The following is a 17,240-nucleotide window of genomic DNA, read 5'->3' as shown; positions in this document are numbered from 1 at the left end:
CGGCTCAGAGGCGATCCGGCTCTCAGGCGGTGATCAGGTAGTCGTCGGTGTCGTCGTCCCAGGCCAGCGCAACCGTGCCGGCGGCCTCCGCCGCCTTCGCGAACTGGAGAAAACCGCGGAAGCCGAGCGCCTTCTCCGAGAAGTCCGGGCGCTTCTTGCGCACGGCGTTCTTCAGCCCTGACAGGGCGGCCGAGCCGCCGGACTCCTGCACCACGGTCCGCAGCAGACCGAAGGCCGCGTCGGTGTCGCCCTGCTCCGGCAGCGACACCTCGGGGTCACCCGCCGACGGTCCCGTCGCGAGCTCCACGAAACCGCGGTCCGCGAGGAAACGCAGGAACTCGCCGAACGTACGGAAGCCGTAGTCGGACTCGCTGAACGTCGCGTCCTTGCGCAGCAGGGTCCGCTTGAGCGCGGACGCGGTCACAGGGCCGCTCGTGGAGGACTGCAGGTCGGCGAGGGTCTGTGCCACGCGCACCTCCATCGGCGCGTCGCTCGACGCCGGTGCCTCGTCCTCCTGCTCGGCCACGTCGATCTCGGCCTCCGGCGCGACCTCGACGGGCGCGGGGACGGGCTCCGCCTTCTTACGACGGCGGGTGGCCGGCTTGGTCTCCGCCTCGGGCTCGACCGCGGCCGGTGCGGCGGGCTCGGCGACGGCCTCTGCCACCGCTTCGGCGGCCTTCGCGCGGCGTGATGTGGTGGGGGCCTTCTGGGTCGCGGCGCGCTCCGGCGTCGCGGCGGGCTTGCGCGAGCGGGTGCCGCGCTTCGGGGCGGGTGCGCGCTGGTCCTCGTCGGGCACCTCGACGCCTTCGAGGCGGTCGTAGAAGAGGAACTCGTCGCAGGCCGCGGGCAGCAGGCGGGACGTCGACTTCTCGACACCGACGCCGATGACCCGCTTGTTCAGCTCGCGGAGCTTGTGGACGAGCGGCGAGAAGTCGCTGTCGCCCGTGCACATGACGAAGGTCGAGATGTAGTCGCGCTCGAAGGCCATCTCGATGGCGTCGACCACCATCTTGATGTCAGCCGCGTTCTTGCGGGAAGCGCCCATGCGCTGCGTCATCTCGATCAGCTCGACCTGGTGCCGGGTGAGCATGCGACGGTCCTCGTCGAAGTACGACCAGTCCGCGTAGGCCCGGCGCGCGACCACCCGGCCGCGCACGGCCAGGGCGTCGGCGATCGGGCCGAAGTCGAACTGCATCCCGCCCAGGTGCTCGCGGGCGCCCAGCGCCAGATTCTCGTAGTCGATGAAGACAGCAAGGCGTTCTTCGAGGTCCATACTCGCCACCCTATGGGGTTTCCAGGCCACAGGTTTCGTGTCCGTCCGCGGCCCGGGGCGGCCGAAGCGGGTCGGCCGGCCGGGCGGGCACGGAGGGACCGGACCGCCGGCGAGCGGCGCGAAAGGGTGAAATCTGCCGTGTCGGGCGTGCTGCCCCGGCCCGGATGCCGCCCCCTGCCTACGATCGAGGCATGGCCGAGGCGACAGCTGGGTACGACGATGCGATCTCCAGCCGGAGTCGGATCATCGCTGCCGCGGTCCGTCTCACCTGCGCCGACGGCTGGTCGAAGGTGACGATGGGACGGCTGGCGACCGAGGCAGGTGTGAGCAGACAGACCGTCTACAACGCCGTGGGCAGCCGTGAGGACCTCGCCGAGGCGATGGTGCTCACGGAATCGGCAAAGTTCATCTTCGAGATCGTCGGGGGCTTCGAGAACCACCCGGACGACCTGCTGGCGGCGATCCACGAAGCGGTCGAGAACACACTCGTCCTCGCCGAGGGGAACGCGCTCCTGCGGGCAGTCGTCTCCGCGACGCACGGAGCGGACACCGAGCTGCTGCCGCTGCTCACCACACACTCGGAACCACTGCTCGGCACGCTGCTCGTCGTGGTCCAGGACCGGGTGGACCAGTACGAGATCGATCTGGAGCCCGAACGGATCTCGGCGGTCATCGACATCACGGTGCGGACGGCGCTGAGCCATGTCATGCAGCCGACGGCGACACCCCGGCAGACCGCCGACTCGATCACCTGGCTCGTCGCGCGGGTCCTGGGCCGTACGGACGAGCTCGTCGCCTCTCGCACTTGACGCCGCGGGACGGCGTAGGAGGATCGAGGCATGCGAATCGGCACCCACTTCATGCGTTTCGACTCGATGGAGCCCGCCCGGATGCGGACCGAGCTGGCGGACGCCGCCCGGTATGCGGACGACGGCGGCGTCGCGTGGATCTCCGTGATGGACCACTACTTCCAGATGGAGCACCAGGGCTTCCCAGCATCGGACCCGATGCTGGAGGCGTACACGACCCTGGGTTACCTGGCGGGCGTGACCGAGAACGTACGGCTCGGCGCACTGGTCACGGGCGTCACGTACCGCTACCCGGGCCTGCTGGCGAAGATCGTCGCCTCGCTCGACGTGGTCTCGGGCGGGCGGGCCACCTACGGCATCGGGGCGGCGTGGTACGACAAGGAGCACACCGCTCTCGGGGTGCCGTTCCCGCCGCTCAAGGAACGCTTCGAGATGCTCGAGGAAACCGTGCGGATCGCGCGCCAGATGTACGACCCGGACAACGACGGTCCGTTCGAGGGCAAGCACTACCAGCTGGCCGAGACGATCTGCTCCCCGCCCCCGCTCTCCGGACCGGAGATCATGATCGGCGGATCCGGGGAGCAGCGGACCCTCCGGCTCGTCGCGCAGTACGCGGACGCCTGCAACCTGTTCGCCGAGACGCCCGAACGGCTGCGGCACCTGCTCGAGGTGCTGCGGCGGCACTGCGACGACGTCGGACGCGACCCGGCCGACATCCGCGTCACGATGCTGCACCGCGGCGCACCGATCGGTCCGGGGGACACCGCAGCGTTCGTCGAGGAGATGCGCGGGTTCGCCGAGCACGGCGTGGACACCGTGATGCTGCGCCCGCCGGCCACGTCGCTCGCCGAGTGGGTGCGCGACGCCGTCCTTCCGGTCGTGGAGCCGTGCGCGGACCTGTGACGCTCAGCTAGCCGATGCCGGCCGGGCGCGCCGCAGCACCACCGGGCAGGTGGCGACATGGTCGTCGACGAGACCGCAGGCCTGCATCGCGGCGTAGGCGGTGGTGGGCCCGATGAACCGGAATCCCTGCTGCTTCATCGCCTTGCTCATGGCCTTCGACTCGGCGGTCCAGCCCGGTACGTCGCCGAAGCCGGCCGGGCGCTCGCGGTCGACCGGACCAGGTGCGAAGGACCAGAAGAGCTCGTCGAGGGTGCGGCCCGCGTCGTGCAGCGCGACCACGGCCCGCGCGTTGTCGATGGTGGCCTCGATCTTCATCCGGTTACGGATGATGCGGGCGTCGGCGAGCAGCCGCTCGACGTCGTCGGCGCCGAAGGCAGCCACCCTCTCCGGGGCGAACCCCTCGAAGACCTCACGGAACGCCGGACGCTTGCGGAGCACGGTGATCCAGGAGAGCCCCGACTGGAACCCCTCCAGGGCTATGCGCTCCAGCAGGGCCTCCTCGCCGTGCACCGGCACGCCCCACTCGTCGTCGTGGTAGGCCTCATAGAGCGGATCACCGTCGCCGAAGCACCGCGGGCCCGCACCGGCCGGCTCCGGCACCGTCTTGTCGTCTGTCCTGGGATCACTGGTCAGATCACTGGTCACGGCACCACTCTGACGCACCTCACCCACACTCCACACGTTCCGGCCGCTCACCTGTGGAAGGCGTCCGAAAGTCGCTGCCTGTGGTCGCGCCAGGACCGGTGTGCTGCCGTATCGAGGGGCTCATGACCCGTCGTCGGGAATCGCGCCGCGTTGCCGCAGGTAGGCCTCGACACCGTCCAGGACGATGGTGATTCCGAACGCGATGTCGTCCGCCAGCGGTGAGGGCTGCGACGGCCCCGTCCAGGTCGAGAAAGCCTCGAACAGGTGGGCGTATCGAGTGGGTTCGGCGTACTGGGCGAGCACCGTCTCGAAGTCGGAGTAGGGGTCGGCCGCTTCGATCGCCGCGGGATCGAGCTCGGACTCGGGCGTCCCCTCGGGGAGCCCGCCGGCCCGCCGCACCTGCTGGACGGCCGCGCGCCGGGACTCGATGTGTACCCGAGCCTCCCCCAGGACGTGCTGTGCGAGCAGGCCGATGATCGCGAGCTTCTCGTCGGCGGCGAGGTCGACCTGCCGCAGGACGCCGAACGCCTGGTCCATCCAGCGCAACCGGTTGGGTCCTGGCAGCACGGCCGACAGCGGCAGGTCGAGGATCCACGGCCGGTCCAGCCCCAGGTCGATCTGGATGCGCGTCCAGATCTCGAGCCCGGCGCGCCAGCCGATGTCGGCCGGCAGGTCGGGCAGGTCGCGCGCCACGGCGTCCGACATCAGGACCAGCAGCTCGTCCTTGCTGGAGACGTGCCGGTACAAGGCCATCGGGGTGTACCCGACGGCCTGCGCGACCCGCGCCATCGAGACGGCGGCGAGGCCCTCGGCGTCGGCCAGGTCCATCGCGGCCTGCACGATCTGCGCGACGGACAGCGCGGGCTTGGGCCCTCGGCGGCGCGGCGCGGCCTCCCCCCACAGGCGTTGGACGGCAGCGGGCAGCTCGGCCCGCGGGCCCGCGTCCTGCGGCCGCTCGTCGTGGCCGTGCGGCCGCTCGACGGGCTCGGGCGTGCTGTCGGTGCTCATCGGTCTCCATCCTGCCCGATCCGCGGCGGGCCCGGGCGCGAAACTCTCTTGACCACATACTGTTTACGGGTCACACTAAAACGCGTACGGCATAAACAGTATGTGTTGACGTCGAGAGGAAGAAGAAGACCATGGCCGCGATCGTCACCGCAGAAGGCCTGCACAAGTCCTTCGCCCGGCGAGGTTCGACGGGCCCGCCCGTGCTCGACGGGCTCGACCTCGAGCTCCAGGAAGGGCAGGTTCTCGCGCTGCTCGGCCCCAACGGCGCCGGCAAGACCACCACCGTCCGCATCCTGTCGACACTGCTGCGGCCCGACGCCGGCCGGGCCACGGTCGCCGGGTTCGACGTGGTGCGGGACGCGCGGCGCGTCCGCGAGATCATCAGCCTCACCGGCCAGCAGGTCGCCGTGGACAACAAGCAGTCCGGGGCCGAGAACCTCACGATGATGGGCCACCTCGCGCACCTCCCGCGCCGGGTGGTGCGCAGCCGGGTCTCCGAGCTCCTCACGGCGTTCGAGCTGGCGGACGCCGCCGGGCGCCGGGTCGATACCTACTCCGGCGGCATGCGGCGCCGGCTCGACCTCGCCGCCGGGCTGCTCACCCGGCCGCGCATCATGTTCCTCGACGAACCGACCACGGGCCTCGACCCGAGATCGCGGCAGGCGCTCTGGGACGTGGTCCGTGGCGTGGTCGACGAAGGCACCAGCGTCTTCCTCACCACCCAGTACCTCGAGGAGGCAGATCGCCTCGCCCAGCGGGTCGCGCTCGTCGACGGCGGCCGCGTGGTCGCCGAGGGCCCGCCCGCGCAGCTCAAGCGGGAGGTGGGTGACGCGGGCGTCGAGCTCACCTTCGCCTCCGTGTCCGACGCCGACCGGGTCGCCCCGGCCCTCGCGGCCACGGTCGACGGCGCGCGGGTGCGGGTGCCCACCGACGGTTCGGTCGCCCACGTCCGGTCCGTGCTGTCCGCCGTCGAGGCGACGGGGGTGACGCCCGACCACTGGGAGGTCCGCGCACCCACCCTCGACGACGTCTTCCTCGCGCTGACCGGCCACGTCGGCCAGGAGCACTCGGCGCGACCAGCGGGGGTGGCAGTATGACGTACCTGCTCCGAGACATCTCGACCATGACGGTGCGCGGCCTGCGCCTCGTCTCGCGCGACCTGGACGCCATGATCACCGCGGTGGTGCTGCCCGTGATCATCCTGCTGATGTTCGTGCTGGTCTTCGGTGGCGCGATGGACACCGGTACCGGCTACGTCAACTACGTGACGCCGGGCGTCATCCTGCTGACCGCCGGGTTCGGTGCCGCGAGCACGGCCGCGTCGGTGGAGTACGACATGTCGAGCGGCATGGTCGAACGGCTGCGGTCGATGCCCGTCACCGCCTGGACCGTGCTCTCTGGACACGTGGCCGCCAGCCTCGTGAAGAACCTGGTCACCACCGCCATCGTGTTCGGGGTCTCGATCCTGTTGGGCTTCCGCCCCGAGGCCTCCCTGCTGGGGTGGCTCGCTGCCGTCGGGATGATCCTGCTCTTCGTCGGGTGGGTCACGTGGCTCGCGGCCCTGGTGGGAGTGCTGGTCCGGTCGCCGGAGGCCGCTGCCGGCTTTTCCTTCTTCGTCATGTTCCTGCCCTACGTGTCCAGCGCGTTCGTGCCCGTCGAGACGCTCCCGGGCTGGCTGCGCGGTTTCGCGGAGCACCAGCCCGTGACGCCGGTGATCGAGACGGTGCGCGGCCTGCTCGCCGGCGACGTCGCGGGTATCGCCGACCCCACCGGCAGCGCCGTGCTCGCCGTCGTCTGGTGCCTCGGCCTCGGGCTGCTCTTCGCGGTGGCAGCAGGCCTGGCGTTCCGCACCCGGCGATGACCGCCACCCGGCAACGTGCCCGGGTAGACCGGGCTCGTGAGATGTCGGTGGCGGGGGACACACTGTCTCCATGGCGCAGACGACTGACAGTTCACCCGGCGACAACGAGCTCGAACAGAAGCAGATCCTGAAGCAGTACCTTGCCGAGACCCGTGAGGCCCTCGTGTGGAAGCTCGAGGGCCTCACGGAGAAGCAGGCGCGCTGGCCGCTCGTGGCGTCGGGCAACAACCTGCTCGGCGTGGTGAAGCACTGCGCCAACACCGAGATCGGGTACTTCGGCGTCTGCTTCGGCCGGGAATGGCCCCACCCGGAGGAGATCCCGTCCGACCAGGCGCTCGACGACGACCCGCAGGCCGACTGGTACGCGACGGCGGACGAGTCGATCGCCTCGATCGTGGACCTCTACCGGCGGGTCTGGACGTTCAGCGACGAGACCATCGACACGCTGCCGCTGGACACGGTCGGGCGAGTGCCCTGGTGGGGCGACCGCGAGGTCACGCTGTTCCGCATCATCACGCACGTAGCCAACGACATCACCCGGCACGCGGGCCACGCGGACATCCTGCGCGAGCTCACCGACCGGTCCGTGGGACTCCTGCCCCACAACACGAACATCCCGGACTGGCAGGCCGGCGAGGCCGCCGTGTACATCGACAAGCTCAAGAACCTCGCGGAGCGCGCAGACAACTAGCGCCAGGGTCGCGGATTCGCCAAACTTCGGGCCATGTCCCTCAACGTGGAGCCGTCCGCAGCCGCCGAGCCGCCCGCAGCCGCTGACCCGTCCGTGGGTGCCGAGCCGCCCGAAGGCGCCGATCGGTCCAGGACGGACGCCCCGGCGGACGGCGGCTCCATGCGCCCGCTGATCGTCTTCCTCGTCACCACGGCGGTCGCGCTGGTGGCCAGCATCCTGTTCGCGCTCGTCCACGCCGAGAGCGAGCGCGAGCGGGCGGCGGCCCGCACCGACGTCGTGCAGGCCCTCGACGACGGGCGCGCCACCCAGGAGGACCTGGCCGAGCAGATCACGAAGGCTGAACGAGTCCTGGCCACCTCCCGGGGCAAGGTGGCTGACGACGCGGTCCGCACCGACCTGGCCGAGCACATCGCCGCGGCCAAGGAGCTCGGCGCCGCACAGCCGCCGCCCGTCCCTGGCCCCGGCGGGCTCGAAGCCCAGGAGGACATCGACGCCCTCGGCACCCAGGTGACCGAGTGGACGACCAGCCTGCGCACCACGTCGGCCACGCTCACCACGGCGACCGAGGACGTGCGGACGGCGACCCGGAAGTGGCGGCAGGACCGCAAGGACGCACAGGCCGAAGCCCGCGCCGCCGCGGAGCAGGCGAAGAGGACGGCCGAACGCCTCGAGACGGCGAAGAAGACGCTGACCCTCGTGACGGCACAGCTCGAGATCTCCGTGCGCGACTCCGAGTACACGCTGAGCTGGAGCGCGGACAACGGCGCCCCCGCAGCGGTCCGCGACACCCTCGCGACGCACCGCGCGGAAGGCCAGGCGGCGCTCGCTGCCGGGGCCGACCCGGACGAGCTGAGCTCCGTGGAGGACCTGGGCGAGCGGCGTGAGGCGGCGCGCGCCGCCATAGAGGAGGCAGCGTGGGGCGCCCGCGCCACCGTCGCCGACGGCTCCAACGGGCGGCTCGACCTGGCGGATCTGTGCAAGGTCGGCATCGGACCGGAGGGACAGGACCAGTACCTGCGATGCGATGCGGCCGAGGCATGGAAGAAGCTGGGGGCGGAGTTCGAGACGAAGTTCGGCAAGCCGTTGCGCGTGGAGTACGGGTACCGGCCCTACGACTGGCAGCTCCAGGCGCTCGACGAGTTCGGCAGCGGCCAGGTGGCGGCACCCGGGACCTCGAACCACGGCTGGGCCCTGGCGATCGACGTGCCCACGGACGACGGCTTCCGCTTCGGCCGGCCCGAGTTCGAATGGCTCGCCGCGAACGGGCCCGAGGTGGGCTGGCACCATCCGGAGTGGGCGCGAGCGGGCGGTGGCCGCGAGGAGCCGTGGCACTTCGAGTTCACCGGATGACGGCCCCACGCGGACGCTGAGCGGGGCGCTTGCGCAAGGGCTGGATAATGGGAGGGTGCAGTGCCCCCACTACGACGCCGGCCGCTGCCACTCCTGCACCCTCCTGGAGATCGACTACCCCACCCAGGTGCTCGACAAGGAGCGGCACGTCGCCACGCTCCTCGAACCCGTCTCGACCCGCCCGACCAGCGCGCGGACCGGCCCGACCGCCGGCGCGGGCCTCACCTGGCTCCCCGCGGTCAGCAGCCGCGAGTCCGGCTTCCGCAACAAGGCGAAGATGGTGGTCAGCGGAACGGTCGCCGAGCCGGTGCTCGGGATTCTCGACCGCGGTGGCCACGGGGTGGACCTCACGGACTGCGGCCTCTACCCGCCGGCCCTCCAGGCCTCCTTCGCGCCCCTGGCGGCCTTCGTCACGCGGGCCGCGCTGGAGCCGTACCAGGTCGCCGGCCGGGGCCGACGTGCACAGCAGCGCGGCGAGCTCAAGTACCTGCTGGTCACCCTGTCGCCCGACGGCGAGCTCATGGTGCGGTTCGTGCTGCGCTCGCAGGAGGCCATCGCCCGGATCCGCAAGCACCTGGACTGGTTGCGGGCCGAGCTACCGGCGCTCGCCGTCGCGTCGGCGAACATCCAGCCGGCGCATGCCGCGGTGCTCGAGGGCGATCTCGAGATCCCGCTCACCGAGCGCACCACGCTGCCGATGCGCATCGACGACATCTCGCTCGACCTGCGCCCGCAGAGCTTCTTCCAGACCAACACCGCGGTCGCCACGGAGCTCTACCGGCAGGCCCGCACCTGGGTGGACGAGGTAGGGCCGAGCACCCTCTGGGACCTGTACTGCGGCGTGGGTGGTTTCGCGCTGCACTGCGCCGCGGCAGGCCGCGCCGTCACGGGCATCGAGATCAGCGCGGAGGCGATCGCCGCGGCGTCGGGCACGGCGGACAGGCTCCGTGCGGGCGACGGGGCCGACCGCTTCCGTGACGTCACGTTCGCCGCGGGCGACGCGACGGCGTTCGCGGTAGGACCGGGTACGTCCGAGCTGCCCGAGATGGTGATCGTGAACCCGCCCCGTCGGGGCATCGGCACCGATCTGGCGCAGTGGCTCGAGGCTTCCGGGATCGAGCACGTCCTGTACTCGAGCTGCAACGCGGTGACGCTCGCGCGGGACCTCGCCGCCATGCCGTCCCTGCGGCCGGTGCGGGGGCGTCTGCTGGACATGTTCCCGCAGACGTCGCACTACGAGGTGCTCGTCCTCCTGGAACGGGCGTGATCGGGCGGTCCCGTTCGGCGGTCCCCGTCGTCTCCGCGAGCACTGTCCGGCACGGGGTGCGGGCTTCCCTGCCCGCGGCTCGGTCCGGCCGTTACGGACCCGTCCGGGCGGCCCGCCGACCCTGACCTGCCGGGCGACGTGCCGTCCTTCTCCTGAGCCGGCGCGAGCTGCTCCTGCCTCGTCTGGCCCGGCGGATCGATCTTCTGCTTCGACTGTCCGGGGGGAGTCCCGCCGTTCTGCGCGAGGCCCGGCGGTGTGCGGCCCGTGCCCGGCTGCCCGGGCGTGGCGACCGTGCCCGGCTCCGTCGGCATGGCGGGGTCGTCGACCCCTGCTGCCGGGCCTGTCGGCGGCGCCTCCTGCCTGGCCAGGCCGGGTGGCACGACGTCCTTCTTCCCGAGGCCCGGCGTCGTCCCACCCTGCTTGGCGAGGCCCGGTGGCACGGCGTCGCCTCGTGCCAGACCTGGGGGGACGAACCGCGTCGACTCCGGACGGTCCGACGGGTCCTCCGCCGGGGACGTCGGCACGACGTCGGGCACCGCGGCCCGCGCGTCGTCGGGTGCGGAGACGGAGACCGTGCCCATCTCGAGGAACGCCGGCAGTGCTCCGGCGTCCCGCGCCACTCCGGTGGTGACGGCGGTGGTGAGGAAGATCCCGCCGGCCACGGTCGCCGTCAGGCTGACGGGGTCGGTCAGCGCACTACGGATCGTCAGCATCACGCGCGTGCTCAGCGTGGCGAGCCCGCCGCCGAGGCCGGCGCCCGTCGCGGCGACACCCGCACCGGTCGCGACCGCGGTGCTCGACTGCGCCGCTGTCACGGCGCCGAGCAGCAGGACCGGAGCCGCGGCGCGGAGCATCCAGTAGGACTCCCGGACGTCGACGAAGGCGCGGGTGCAGCCGGCGCACTGCACCGTGTGGTCCTCGACCTCCTGGCGGCGGCGCGGCAGAAGACGGTTGCGGACGAAGTCGTGCAGCGCGGACCGCGTGGACTCGCACTCGACGTCGTCGGCGGTGCCCGTGTGCGTCTCGGCAAAGCTGCTCGCGAGGCGGTTCTCGGCGCGGCGCAGGCGCCGCTTCGCGGCGTACGGGAGCACGCCGATCTCGTCGGCGATCGCGGCCACCGGGCGGGATTCCACGTGATGATCCCAGAGCAGCTGCTGGTCCCCGGCAGGCAGCCGTTCCATCGCCGTGGTCAGCACCTCGAAGTCGAGAGCTCGCCGCACCGGCGCCGTCATGACCTCGCTCGGTGCGCCCTGGCCGTCGGGTGACGGTTCGTCGTGTGCCATCGCCAGACCCACGTCCACCGCTGCGGCGCTCCAGAACACGACGGGGTCGGGCACGTCGCCGTGCTTCAGCAGCTCGAGACACAGGAGCTCCAGGCCACGGCTCGCGGCCAGCTCCGGATCGATGCCGGGTACACGGCGGGAGACCGTGAGGACGACAGCACGGCGGTGCGCTGCCCACTGGCTGAGGTCCGCGCTGGTGACGGTCACGTCTCCCCCCTCCTGCACACGACGGGGCGCCGCATGCGCCAACGGCGCACGAAGCCTCGGGCGTGCATGGTCGCAAAGAATGCAACCGCATGGAAGGAAGTGGCGTGATCAAGGGGCGATCTTGGGCTGTCGCCCAGAAGGACTGTGCGTTCGCACAGCAGCGAGGAGGTGCGGGCCAGGTACCGAGCCCGCACGGCCATCAGTCCCCGGTCGCTGTCTGCGCGTCGTCGACGGCCTGTCCGGCGCCGGCCGCGGCCGTACCGAAGAGCAGTGCCCAGACCTCGTTCAAGGTGGTGGTCGCGATATCGACACCGGGCAGGTCGCCGAGACCGAGACTGGCGAGCAGGTCGTCCACCGCGGTGCCGAGGCCCGGATCGGCCGGAGCCTCCGGCGGGTCCGGCAGGCTGGGCGGCGGCTCGGCCGGCTCCTCCGGGGCGGGCTTGATCGGCGGCGGGTCGGTCGGCGGAGCGGGGTCGGGCTTGTCGGTGCCGTCATCCGGCGCCGGGTCGGGGCCGGGGTCCGGACGGGGTGCTTGCGGTGCGTCGTCCGGCGCGGGAGCCGGGGCGGTGCCGGTCGCGCCCTGATCGGCTGGGGCCACCGGGTTCGCCGCCGGGACAGCGTCTTCCTTGGGCGTGGTCGCCGGGCGCGGCTGGGGGTCGGCGGGCGGGATGGACGGTGGCTGATCCTGCTGGGGCTGCTCCGGGGAGTCCGAGGGACCGTCGCCGGTGCCGGCGTCACTGCCCGCACCGCCGCCACCGCCACCGTTGCCGCCCGCGCCGCCGCCGCCCGCACCGTCGCCACCTGCGGCGGCGCCCGCACCGTCGCCACCTGCGGCGGCGCCCGGGTCGTGGATGGCCTGGGCGGGGGGTTCGTCGTTCTGGTTGGCGATCAGGGCGGCCGCGCCGCCGCCGATCGCGAGGGCGGCCAGCACGCCGGCGGCGACGGCGGTCTCCTTCGGGCCGAACGACCGTGGCCGGGTCCCCGCAGCACCCACGCCGGCGAGGCCGGCACCGGCCGCACCGGTGACCAGCCCGCCGGCCACGAGATGCTGACCGAGGTCACGCAGCATCCAGGACACTTCCCGCACATCGATGAACGCCCGGGTACATTCCCCGCACCCGTCCATGTGGACCTCCAGACGCCGCTGCCGCCGCGGCAGGAGGCGTCCCTTGAGGTAGTCGTGCATCGCGGCGCGGGTGGTGCGGCACTCGGGCTCGTTGACGCCCTGGGCGTGCGCGGCGGCGAACGCGCCGGCCAGGCGCTCCTCGGCGCGGCGCAGCCGCATCGTGACGGCGTGCGGGCGCACACCCAGGTCGCCCGCGATATCGGTCACGGCCTTGTCGTGCACGTGCCGTTCCAGCAGGATCTGCCGGTCGTCGTCGCCCAGGTCGGACAGCGCGGAGCGCAGCATGCTGACGTCGGCCTGACGTTCGGCGTCCAGCTCGGCACCGGCGACCGGGGGCGTCAGGCCGTCCAGGGTGTCGTCCTCGACCGGGCGGGTGCGTCCGGCCTCGCGGGTCATGCTGATCGCCTCGTTGACCGCGGCGCGTCGCCAGTACGGGGCGGGGTCCTCGATCGTGCCGCCGGTGGACACGATCCGGACCATCTTCTCCAGCGCGCGGCTGGCGGCCTCCTCGGCATCGATCCCGGGCACCCGAGCAGCGACCGAACGCACGACATTAGGACGATGCACGACCCAGTCGTCAATCCGCAGATCACCAGTCGTGGTCACGCGGTCCTGGCCCCCTCTGCCCTGTGTGTCCGGTTTTGATGCGCTGGCCAATGATCGCACCACAACTCCGGTTCTGCGCAAGTCTCCGGGGTCGTCGGCTCCAGGATCTTCGGCGGCGGAGTCGGTTCTGTTCATCGGTGTTACCTCCGGTTCGTCGAGAATGTGGTCGATACCGCGTCGAGGCCCTGCGGTCCGGCGGTCGCGTGGATCACCGCGAGGGCGACTTCGCAGGTGGCGGCGATGAGATCGCTTGCACCCCACGCGTCGGCGAGGCGGTAGAGATTGACGGCATCGCCGTCCGCGTACGCGCGCAGGTATTGGGCGCCCAGACGAACAAGTTCGGGGTGCTCGGTGTGTTCCATGCAGCCCAGACGCGCGAGACGCCGGGATGTCACAGCACTTGTGGGAGTTTCTTCGATTTCTTCTGCTCTGTCCGGTTTCGAGGGCGTGCCGACCGTATGGCACCGCGGTATCTGGCCGCTCGTCCCGCGGCGTTCACCGTGCGCCGTGCGACAGGATCCGGTAGGTGTGTGACCCAGGCCACATGAAAAAGCATCCTCAGTGCTGTGACTTCCGGGACGTGCCTGCGTCCTAGGTGCGACGCGGACGACGTTCGGACCTCGCTGGGGGCGGGCCGAGCTGCGGCGCGTCGGACGGGAGCCGTGGCTCGGAGTGCGCTGGGGGCACGCCGAGCCACGGCCCCCGTTCTCGGCGCGAGCGCCGGCTCGGACCTCGCTGGCGGCGGACCGAGCCGGCGCTCGCACCTCTACGTCATGCCTTTACGCCGTGCGGCCGGCCCGCATATCGTGGGGGCATGCGCCACGCACGCTCGCTCCTCGCCTAGCCGCATCGGATCCGCCCTCGATCGGGCACAACCGGTGCGGCCGCCCCTCCTTGCGAGGGGCTTTTTCGTGCCCGGACCCGATCGACGCACCGGAGGACGAGAGCGATGACCGAGACGTACCGCACCCCAGGCCCGCCCGGAGAGGTCCCGGCGGAGGGCCACCTGTTCCAGGCGTCCGACGACGGCGCCCGTCCACGCCGCTATGTGTTGACGATGTTCCCGTACCCGTCGGGCGACCTGCACATGGGCCACGCCGAGGTGTTCGCGATCACCGATGTCGTGGCGAGGTACTGGCGGGCCAAGGGTTTCGACGTGCTCAACCCGGTCGGCTGGGACTCGTTCGGCCTGCCGGCGGAGAACGCGGCGATCCGCCGGGGCGAGCACCCCGCCGTGTTCACCGAGGCGAACATTGCCACCCAGGCGGCGTCGATCCGTCGCTACGGCGTCTCGTTCGACTGGTCGCGGCGGCTGCACACGCACGAGCCGCAGTACTACCGCTGGACCCAGTGGCTGTTCGCCCGGCTGCACGAGCGCGGTCTGGCCTACCGTGCCGCGGCAGAGGTGAACTGGTGCCCGAGCGACCGGACGGTGCTGGCGAACGAGCAGGTCGTGGACGGCACGTGCGAGCGCTGCGGAACGGCCGTCGTCGGCCGCACGCTGACGCAGTGGTTCTTTCGCATCACCGCATATGCCGATCGCCTGCTGGACGACATGGCGGTGCTGGAGCCGGGCTGGCCGGCGCACGTGCTGACGATGCAGCGGAACTGGATCGGCAGGGAGCACGGGCCGGCCGGCACCACCTACCGGCTGCACGACTGGCTCGTCTCGCGGCAGCGCTACTGGGGTGCGCCGATCCCCGTGGTGCACTGCCCGGCGTGCGGGGAGGTGGTGGTGCCGGACGACCAGCTGCCCGTCGAGCTGCCGTACCTGGAGGGCGACCAGCTGGTGCCCGGCGACGTCTCGCCCCTGGCGGGGGCGCACGACTGGGTGCGGACGACCTGTCCACGGTGCGGTGGTCCGGCCGAACGGGACACCGACACGATGGACACGTTCGTGGACTCGTCCTGGTACTTCCTGCGCTACCTCTCGCCGGGCTACGACGGTGGCCCGTTCCGCCCGGAGGACGCGGCCCGGTGGATGCCCGCGGCGCTGTACGTCGGCGGTGTGGAGCACGCGACGATGCACCTGCTGTACGCGCGGTTCGTCACCAAGGTGCTGTACGACATGGGCCTGCTGCCCTCACCGGAGCCGTACGCCCGCCTGCTCAACCAGGGTCAGGTGGTCAACCGGGGCCGGGCGATGAGCAAGTCGCTGGGCAACGGCGTGGACCTGGCGGCGGAGCTGGACCGGCACGGGGTCGACGCCGTGCGGCTGGCGATCCTGTTCTCGGGGCCGCCGGAGGACGACGTCGACTGGGCGGACGTGTCGCCGGAGGCGATGCGGAAGTTCCTGGCCCGGGTGCTGCGCCTGGTGCCGTCCTCGTGGTCGAGCCGGTCGAGATCCGGGCCGAGGGGTGCCGGCGCCGACAGCCTGCGCCGGGCGGTGCACCGCACCGTGCACGACGTCGACACGCTCGTCGCGGCCGGGCGGTTCAACGTCGCCCTGGCTCGGCTGATGGCGCTGGTCGGCGAGGTGCGGCGGGCTGGGTCGGCCGGCGCCGGTGTGGCCGACGGGGACGGTGAGCAGGTCTACCGCGAGGCGGTCGAGGCGGTGGCGGTGCTGCTCGGCCTGTTCGCGCCGCAGACGGCCCAGGAGCTCTGGGAGCGCCTGGGGCACACGACGCCGGTGGCGGGCCGACCATGGCCCACCGTGGAGCCGGAGCTGCTGGTGACGGCCGACGTGGAGGGAGTGGTCCAGGTGGACGGCAAGGTCAGGGACCGGCTGTCGGTGCCGGCGGACATCGCGGCGGCCGAGCTGGAGCGGGCCGTGCTGGCCCGTCCGGCCGTGACGCGGGCCGTCGGCGGGCGGCCGGTGCTGCGCGTCGTGGTGCGGCCGCCCCGCCTCGTCAACGTGGTGGTGGCTCCACGCCGTTAGGAGTCGGCACGGTCCTCGCCGACCGTCGCGCGCAGCGCGCGCAGCGCGCGCAGCTCGGCGAGGATCTCGCGGTTCTGCTCGGCCAGGGCGTCGAGCCGCTCGTCCTTCTGCTCGTCGTCCTTGCGCTCCTCGTCGGTGATCTCCTCCATGCCGCTGACGATGACGGCGATGAACAGGTTCAGCACCGCGAAGCTGACCACCAGGATGTAGAGCACGAAGAAGACCCACGCGGAGGGGTGGGCCACCATCACCGCGCGCGCGATGTCCGGCCACGCCTCGCCCGTCATGGCTTGGAACAGCGTGAACAGCGAGATCCAGAGGCTGCCGAAGTACTCCTCGGAGGTCTCGCCGAACAGTCCGGTGGCGATGACGGCCGACACGTACATGACCAGGATCAGCAGCGCGCCCACGGCACCCATCCCGGGTACGGCGCGCAGCAGGCCGTCGACCACGCGGCGCAGGGACGGCACCACGGTGATCACGCGCAGCACCCGGAGCACCCGGAGCGCACGGAGCGCCGAGAGCGAACCGCTGGCCGGCAGGAACGCGACACCGACGACGAGGAGGTCGAACACGCTCCACGGGTCGGTGAAGAACCGCCGGCCGTTGGCGAACAGCCGCAGGAGCAGCTCGACGACGAAGAAGACGAGCATGGCGTGGTCGATCGTGTGCAGCACGGACAGCGCCGTCCCCGTCACCATGGTCTCCGCACCCAGCACCAGGGCGTTCGCCAGGATGACGCTGAGCACCAGGCGGCTGAACCACGTGCGTTCGAGCAGGATGCGGACCCTGCCCCGTAGCGTCCGCGGCTCGGCCTCCGCGCCGATCACCTGGTTCATCGACTCCCCTTGTCCGTCACGTGCCCGGAGGCCACGCTCCGGTACCACTTCTCGCACTTGCCCGGGCGAACTGTAGCGCGCCGATGGTCCGCCGATTCACCGGGCGCATTGTCCGGATATGCGCCTGATTCGGCGGGTCCGGTGGCGCGTTCGTTCAATCGGTGCTGGGGTGGTGCGCAAGCAGTCAAACCACTCTGGAGGAAACACACCATGGGCTTCTGGGCCTTTCTTATCCTCGGACTGATCGCCGGCGTCATCGCCCGCATCGTCATCCCGGGCAAGCAGCCGGGTGGCTTCTGGCTCACCCTGCTCCTCGGTGTGCTCGGCGCCATGCTCGGCGGCTGGTTGGGCGGCCTCATCTTCAACGTCGACCTGATGGAGAACTTCTGGTCCTGGTCGGCATGGCTCACCTCGGTCGTCGGCGCCATCATCGTGATCCTGATCGTCCAGGCGATCTTCGGCCGCAAGAAGGCCTGATCGCAGCATCCCGCGGC

The 17,240-nt window shown here is 71.5% G+C and carries 16 protein-coding genes; 9 read left to right on the top strand and 7 right to left on the bottom strand.

Annotated features, from left to right (window positions below; all coding sequences use genetic code 11):
* Positions 1-22 precede the first annotated feature (22 nt).
* A complete protein-coding gene (locus ACFSL2_RS17120; RefSeq protein ID WP_377198993.1) occupies positions 23-1,273 on the bottom strand; it encodes an NYN domain-containing protein in 1,251 nt (416 codons plus the stop codon).
* A 191-nt stretch (positions 1,274-1,464) separates the two neighbouring features.
* Here ACFSL2_RS17120 and ACFSL2_RS17115 point away from each other — a divergent pair, with 191 nt between their 5' ends.
* Together ACFSL2_RS17115 and ACFSL2_RS17110 are read left to right on the top strand one after the other, a co-directional pair.
* Positions 1,465-2,082 carry a TetR/AcrR family transcriptional regulator gene (locus ACFSL2_RS17115; RefSeq protein WP_377198992.1) on the top strand — a complete coding sequence of 206 codons (618 nt, stop codon included), beginning with the start codon at positions 1,465-1,467 and terminating at the stop codon, positions 2,080-2,082.
* Positions 2,083-2,112: 30 nt separating this feature from the next.
* Complete coding sequence (locus ACFSL2_RS17110; RefSeq protein WP_377198991.1) at positions 2,113-2,985, top strand: LLM class F420-dependent oxidoreductase; 873 nt, start codon at positions 2,113-2,115, stop codon at positions 2,983-2,985.
* 3 nt (positions 2,986-2,988) lie between these two features.
* Here ACFSL2_RS17110 and ACFSL2_RS17105 read toward each other — a convergent pair whose 3' ends face one another.
* Together ACFSL2_RS17105 and ACFSL2_RS17100 are read right to left on the bottom strand one after the other, a co-directional pair.
* Entirely contained in the window at positions 2,989-3,585 is a 597-nt protein-coding gene (locus tag ACFSL2_RS17105; RefSeq protein ID WP_377200845.1) for a DNA-3-methyladenine glycosylase I, read from the bottom strand.
* Positions 3,586-3,750: 165 nt separating this feature from the next.
* The gene (locus tag ACFSL2_RS17100; RefSeq protein WP_377198990.1) at positions 3,751-4,638 is read right to left on the bottom strand and encodes a TetR/AcrR family transcriptional regulator; all 888 of its coding nucleotides are present in this window, start codon (positions 4,636-4,638) and stop codon (positions 3,751-3,753) included.
* Between the two features lie 131 nt (positions 4,639-4,769).
* On the opposite strand from ACFSL2_RS17100, the gene ACFSL2_RS17095 reads away from it, so the two are divergent.
* From ACFSL2_RS17095 to rlmC, 5 genes are all read left to right on the top strand, one after another.
* Complete coding sequence (locus ACFSL2_RS17095; RefSeq protein WP_377198989.1) at positions 4,770-5,735, top strand: ATP-binding cassette domain-containing protein; 966 nt, start codon at positions 4,770-4,772, stop codon at positions 5,733-5,735.
* Complete coding sequence (locus ACFSL2_RS17090) at positions 5,732-6,499, top strand: ABC transporter permease (RefSeq protein WP_377198988.1); 768 nt, start codon at positions 5,732-5,734, stop codon at positions 6,497-6,499. The genes ACFSL2_RS17095 and ACFSL2_RS17090 overlap by 4 nt, the downstream gene beginning before the upstream one ends.
* Positions 6,500-6,569: 70 nt before the next feature.
* Positions 6,570-7,190: a DinB family protein gene (locus ACFSL2_RS17085; protein ID WP_377198987.1), complete on the top strand. Its 621-nt coding sequence runs from the start codon at positions 6,570-6,572 to the stop codon at positions 7,188-7,190.
* A gap of 33 nt (positions 7,191-7,223) precedes the next feature.
* A complete protein-coding gene (locus tag ACFSL2_RS17080; RefSeq protein ID WP_377198986.1) occupies positions 7,224-8,540 on the top strand; it encodes a M15 family metallopeptidase in 1,317 nt (438 codons plus the stop codon).
* Between the two features lie 55 nt (positions 8,541-8,595).
* The gene (gene rlmC, locus ACFSL2_RS17075) at positions 8,596-9,807 is read left to right on the top strand and encodes a 23S rRNA (uracil(747)-C(5))-methyltransferase RlmC (protein ID WP_377198985.1); all 1,212 of its coding nucleotides are present in this window, start codon (positions 8,596-8,598) and stop codon (positions 9,805-9,807) included.
* On the opposite strand, the gene ACFSL2_RS17070 is transcribed toward rlmC, so the two are convergent.
* The 3 genes from ACFSL2_RS17070 to ACFSL2_RS17060 form a co-directional block, all read right to left on the bottom strand.
* Entirely contained in the window at positions 9,774-11,297 is a 1,524-nt protein-coding gene (locus ACFSL2_RS17070; RefSeq protein ID WP_377198984.1) for a sigma-70 RNA polymerase sigma factor region 4 domain-containing protein, read from the bottom strand. The two genes, rlmC and ACFSL2_RS17070, sit on opposite strands and share 34 nt — an antisense overlap.
* Positions 11,298-11,496: 199 nt before the next feature.
* The gene (locus tag ACFSL2_RS17065; protein ID WP_377198983.1) at positions 11,497-13,029 is read right to left on the bottom strand and encodes an RNA polymerase sigma factor; all 1,533 of its coding nucleotides are present in this window, start codon (positions 13,027-13,029) and stop codon (positions 11,497-11,499) included.
* A gap of 140 nt (positions 13,030-13,169) precedes the next feature.
* Positions 13,170-13,391, bottom strand: coding sequence for a hypothetical protein (locus ACFSL2_RS17060; RefSeq protein WP_377198982.1), 222 nt, complete (start codon positions 13,389-13,391; stop codon positions 13,170-13,172).
* A gap of 587 nt (positions 13,392-13,978) precedes the next feature.
* Here ACFSL2_RS17060 and ACFSL2_RS17055 point away from each other — a divergent pair.
* A complete protein-coding gene (locus tag ACFSL2_RS17055) occupies positions 13,979-15,907 on the top strand; it encodes a class I tRNA ligase family protein (protein WP_377198981.1) in 1,929 nt (642 codons plus the stop codon).
* Here ACFSL2_RS17055 and ACFSL2_RS17050 read toward each other — a convergent pair.
* A complete protein-coding gene (locus tag ACFSL2_RS17050) occupies positions 15,904-16,746 on the bottom strand; it encodes an ion transporter (RefSeq protein ID WP_377198980.1) in 843 nt (280 codons plus the stop codon). The two genes, ACFSL2_RS17055 and ACFSL2_RS17050, sit on opposite strands and share 4 nt — an antisense overlap.
* Before the next feature lie 210 nt (positions 16,747-16,956).
* Between ACFSL2_RS17050 and ACFSL2_RS17045 the strand changes: the two genes are divergently transcribed.
* On the top strand, positions 16,957-17,223 hold the full coding sequence (locus tag ACFSL2_RS17045) for a GlsB/YeaQ/YmgE family stress response membrane protein (RefSeq protein ID WP_377198979.1): 267 nt from the start codon (positions 16,957-16,959) through the stop codon (positions 17,221-17,223).
* The last annotated feature ends 17 nt before the right edge of the window (positions 17,224-17,240 follow it).

Origin of the sequence: Promicromonospora aerolata, from assembly GCF_042682255.1 — a bacterium.
Lineage (GTDB): Bacteria > Actinomycetota > Actinomycetes > Actinomycetales > Cellulomonadaceae > Promicromonospora > Promicromonospora aerolata.
This window is presented reverse-complemented; position numbering and strand designations above follow the sequence as displayed.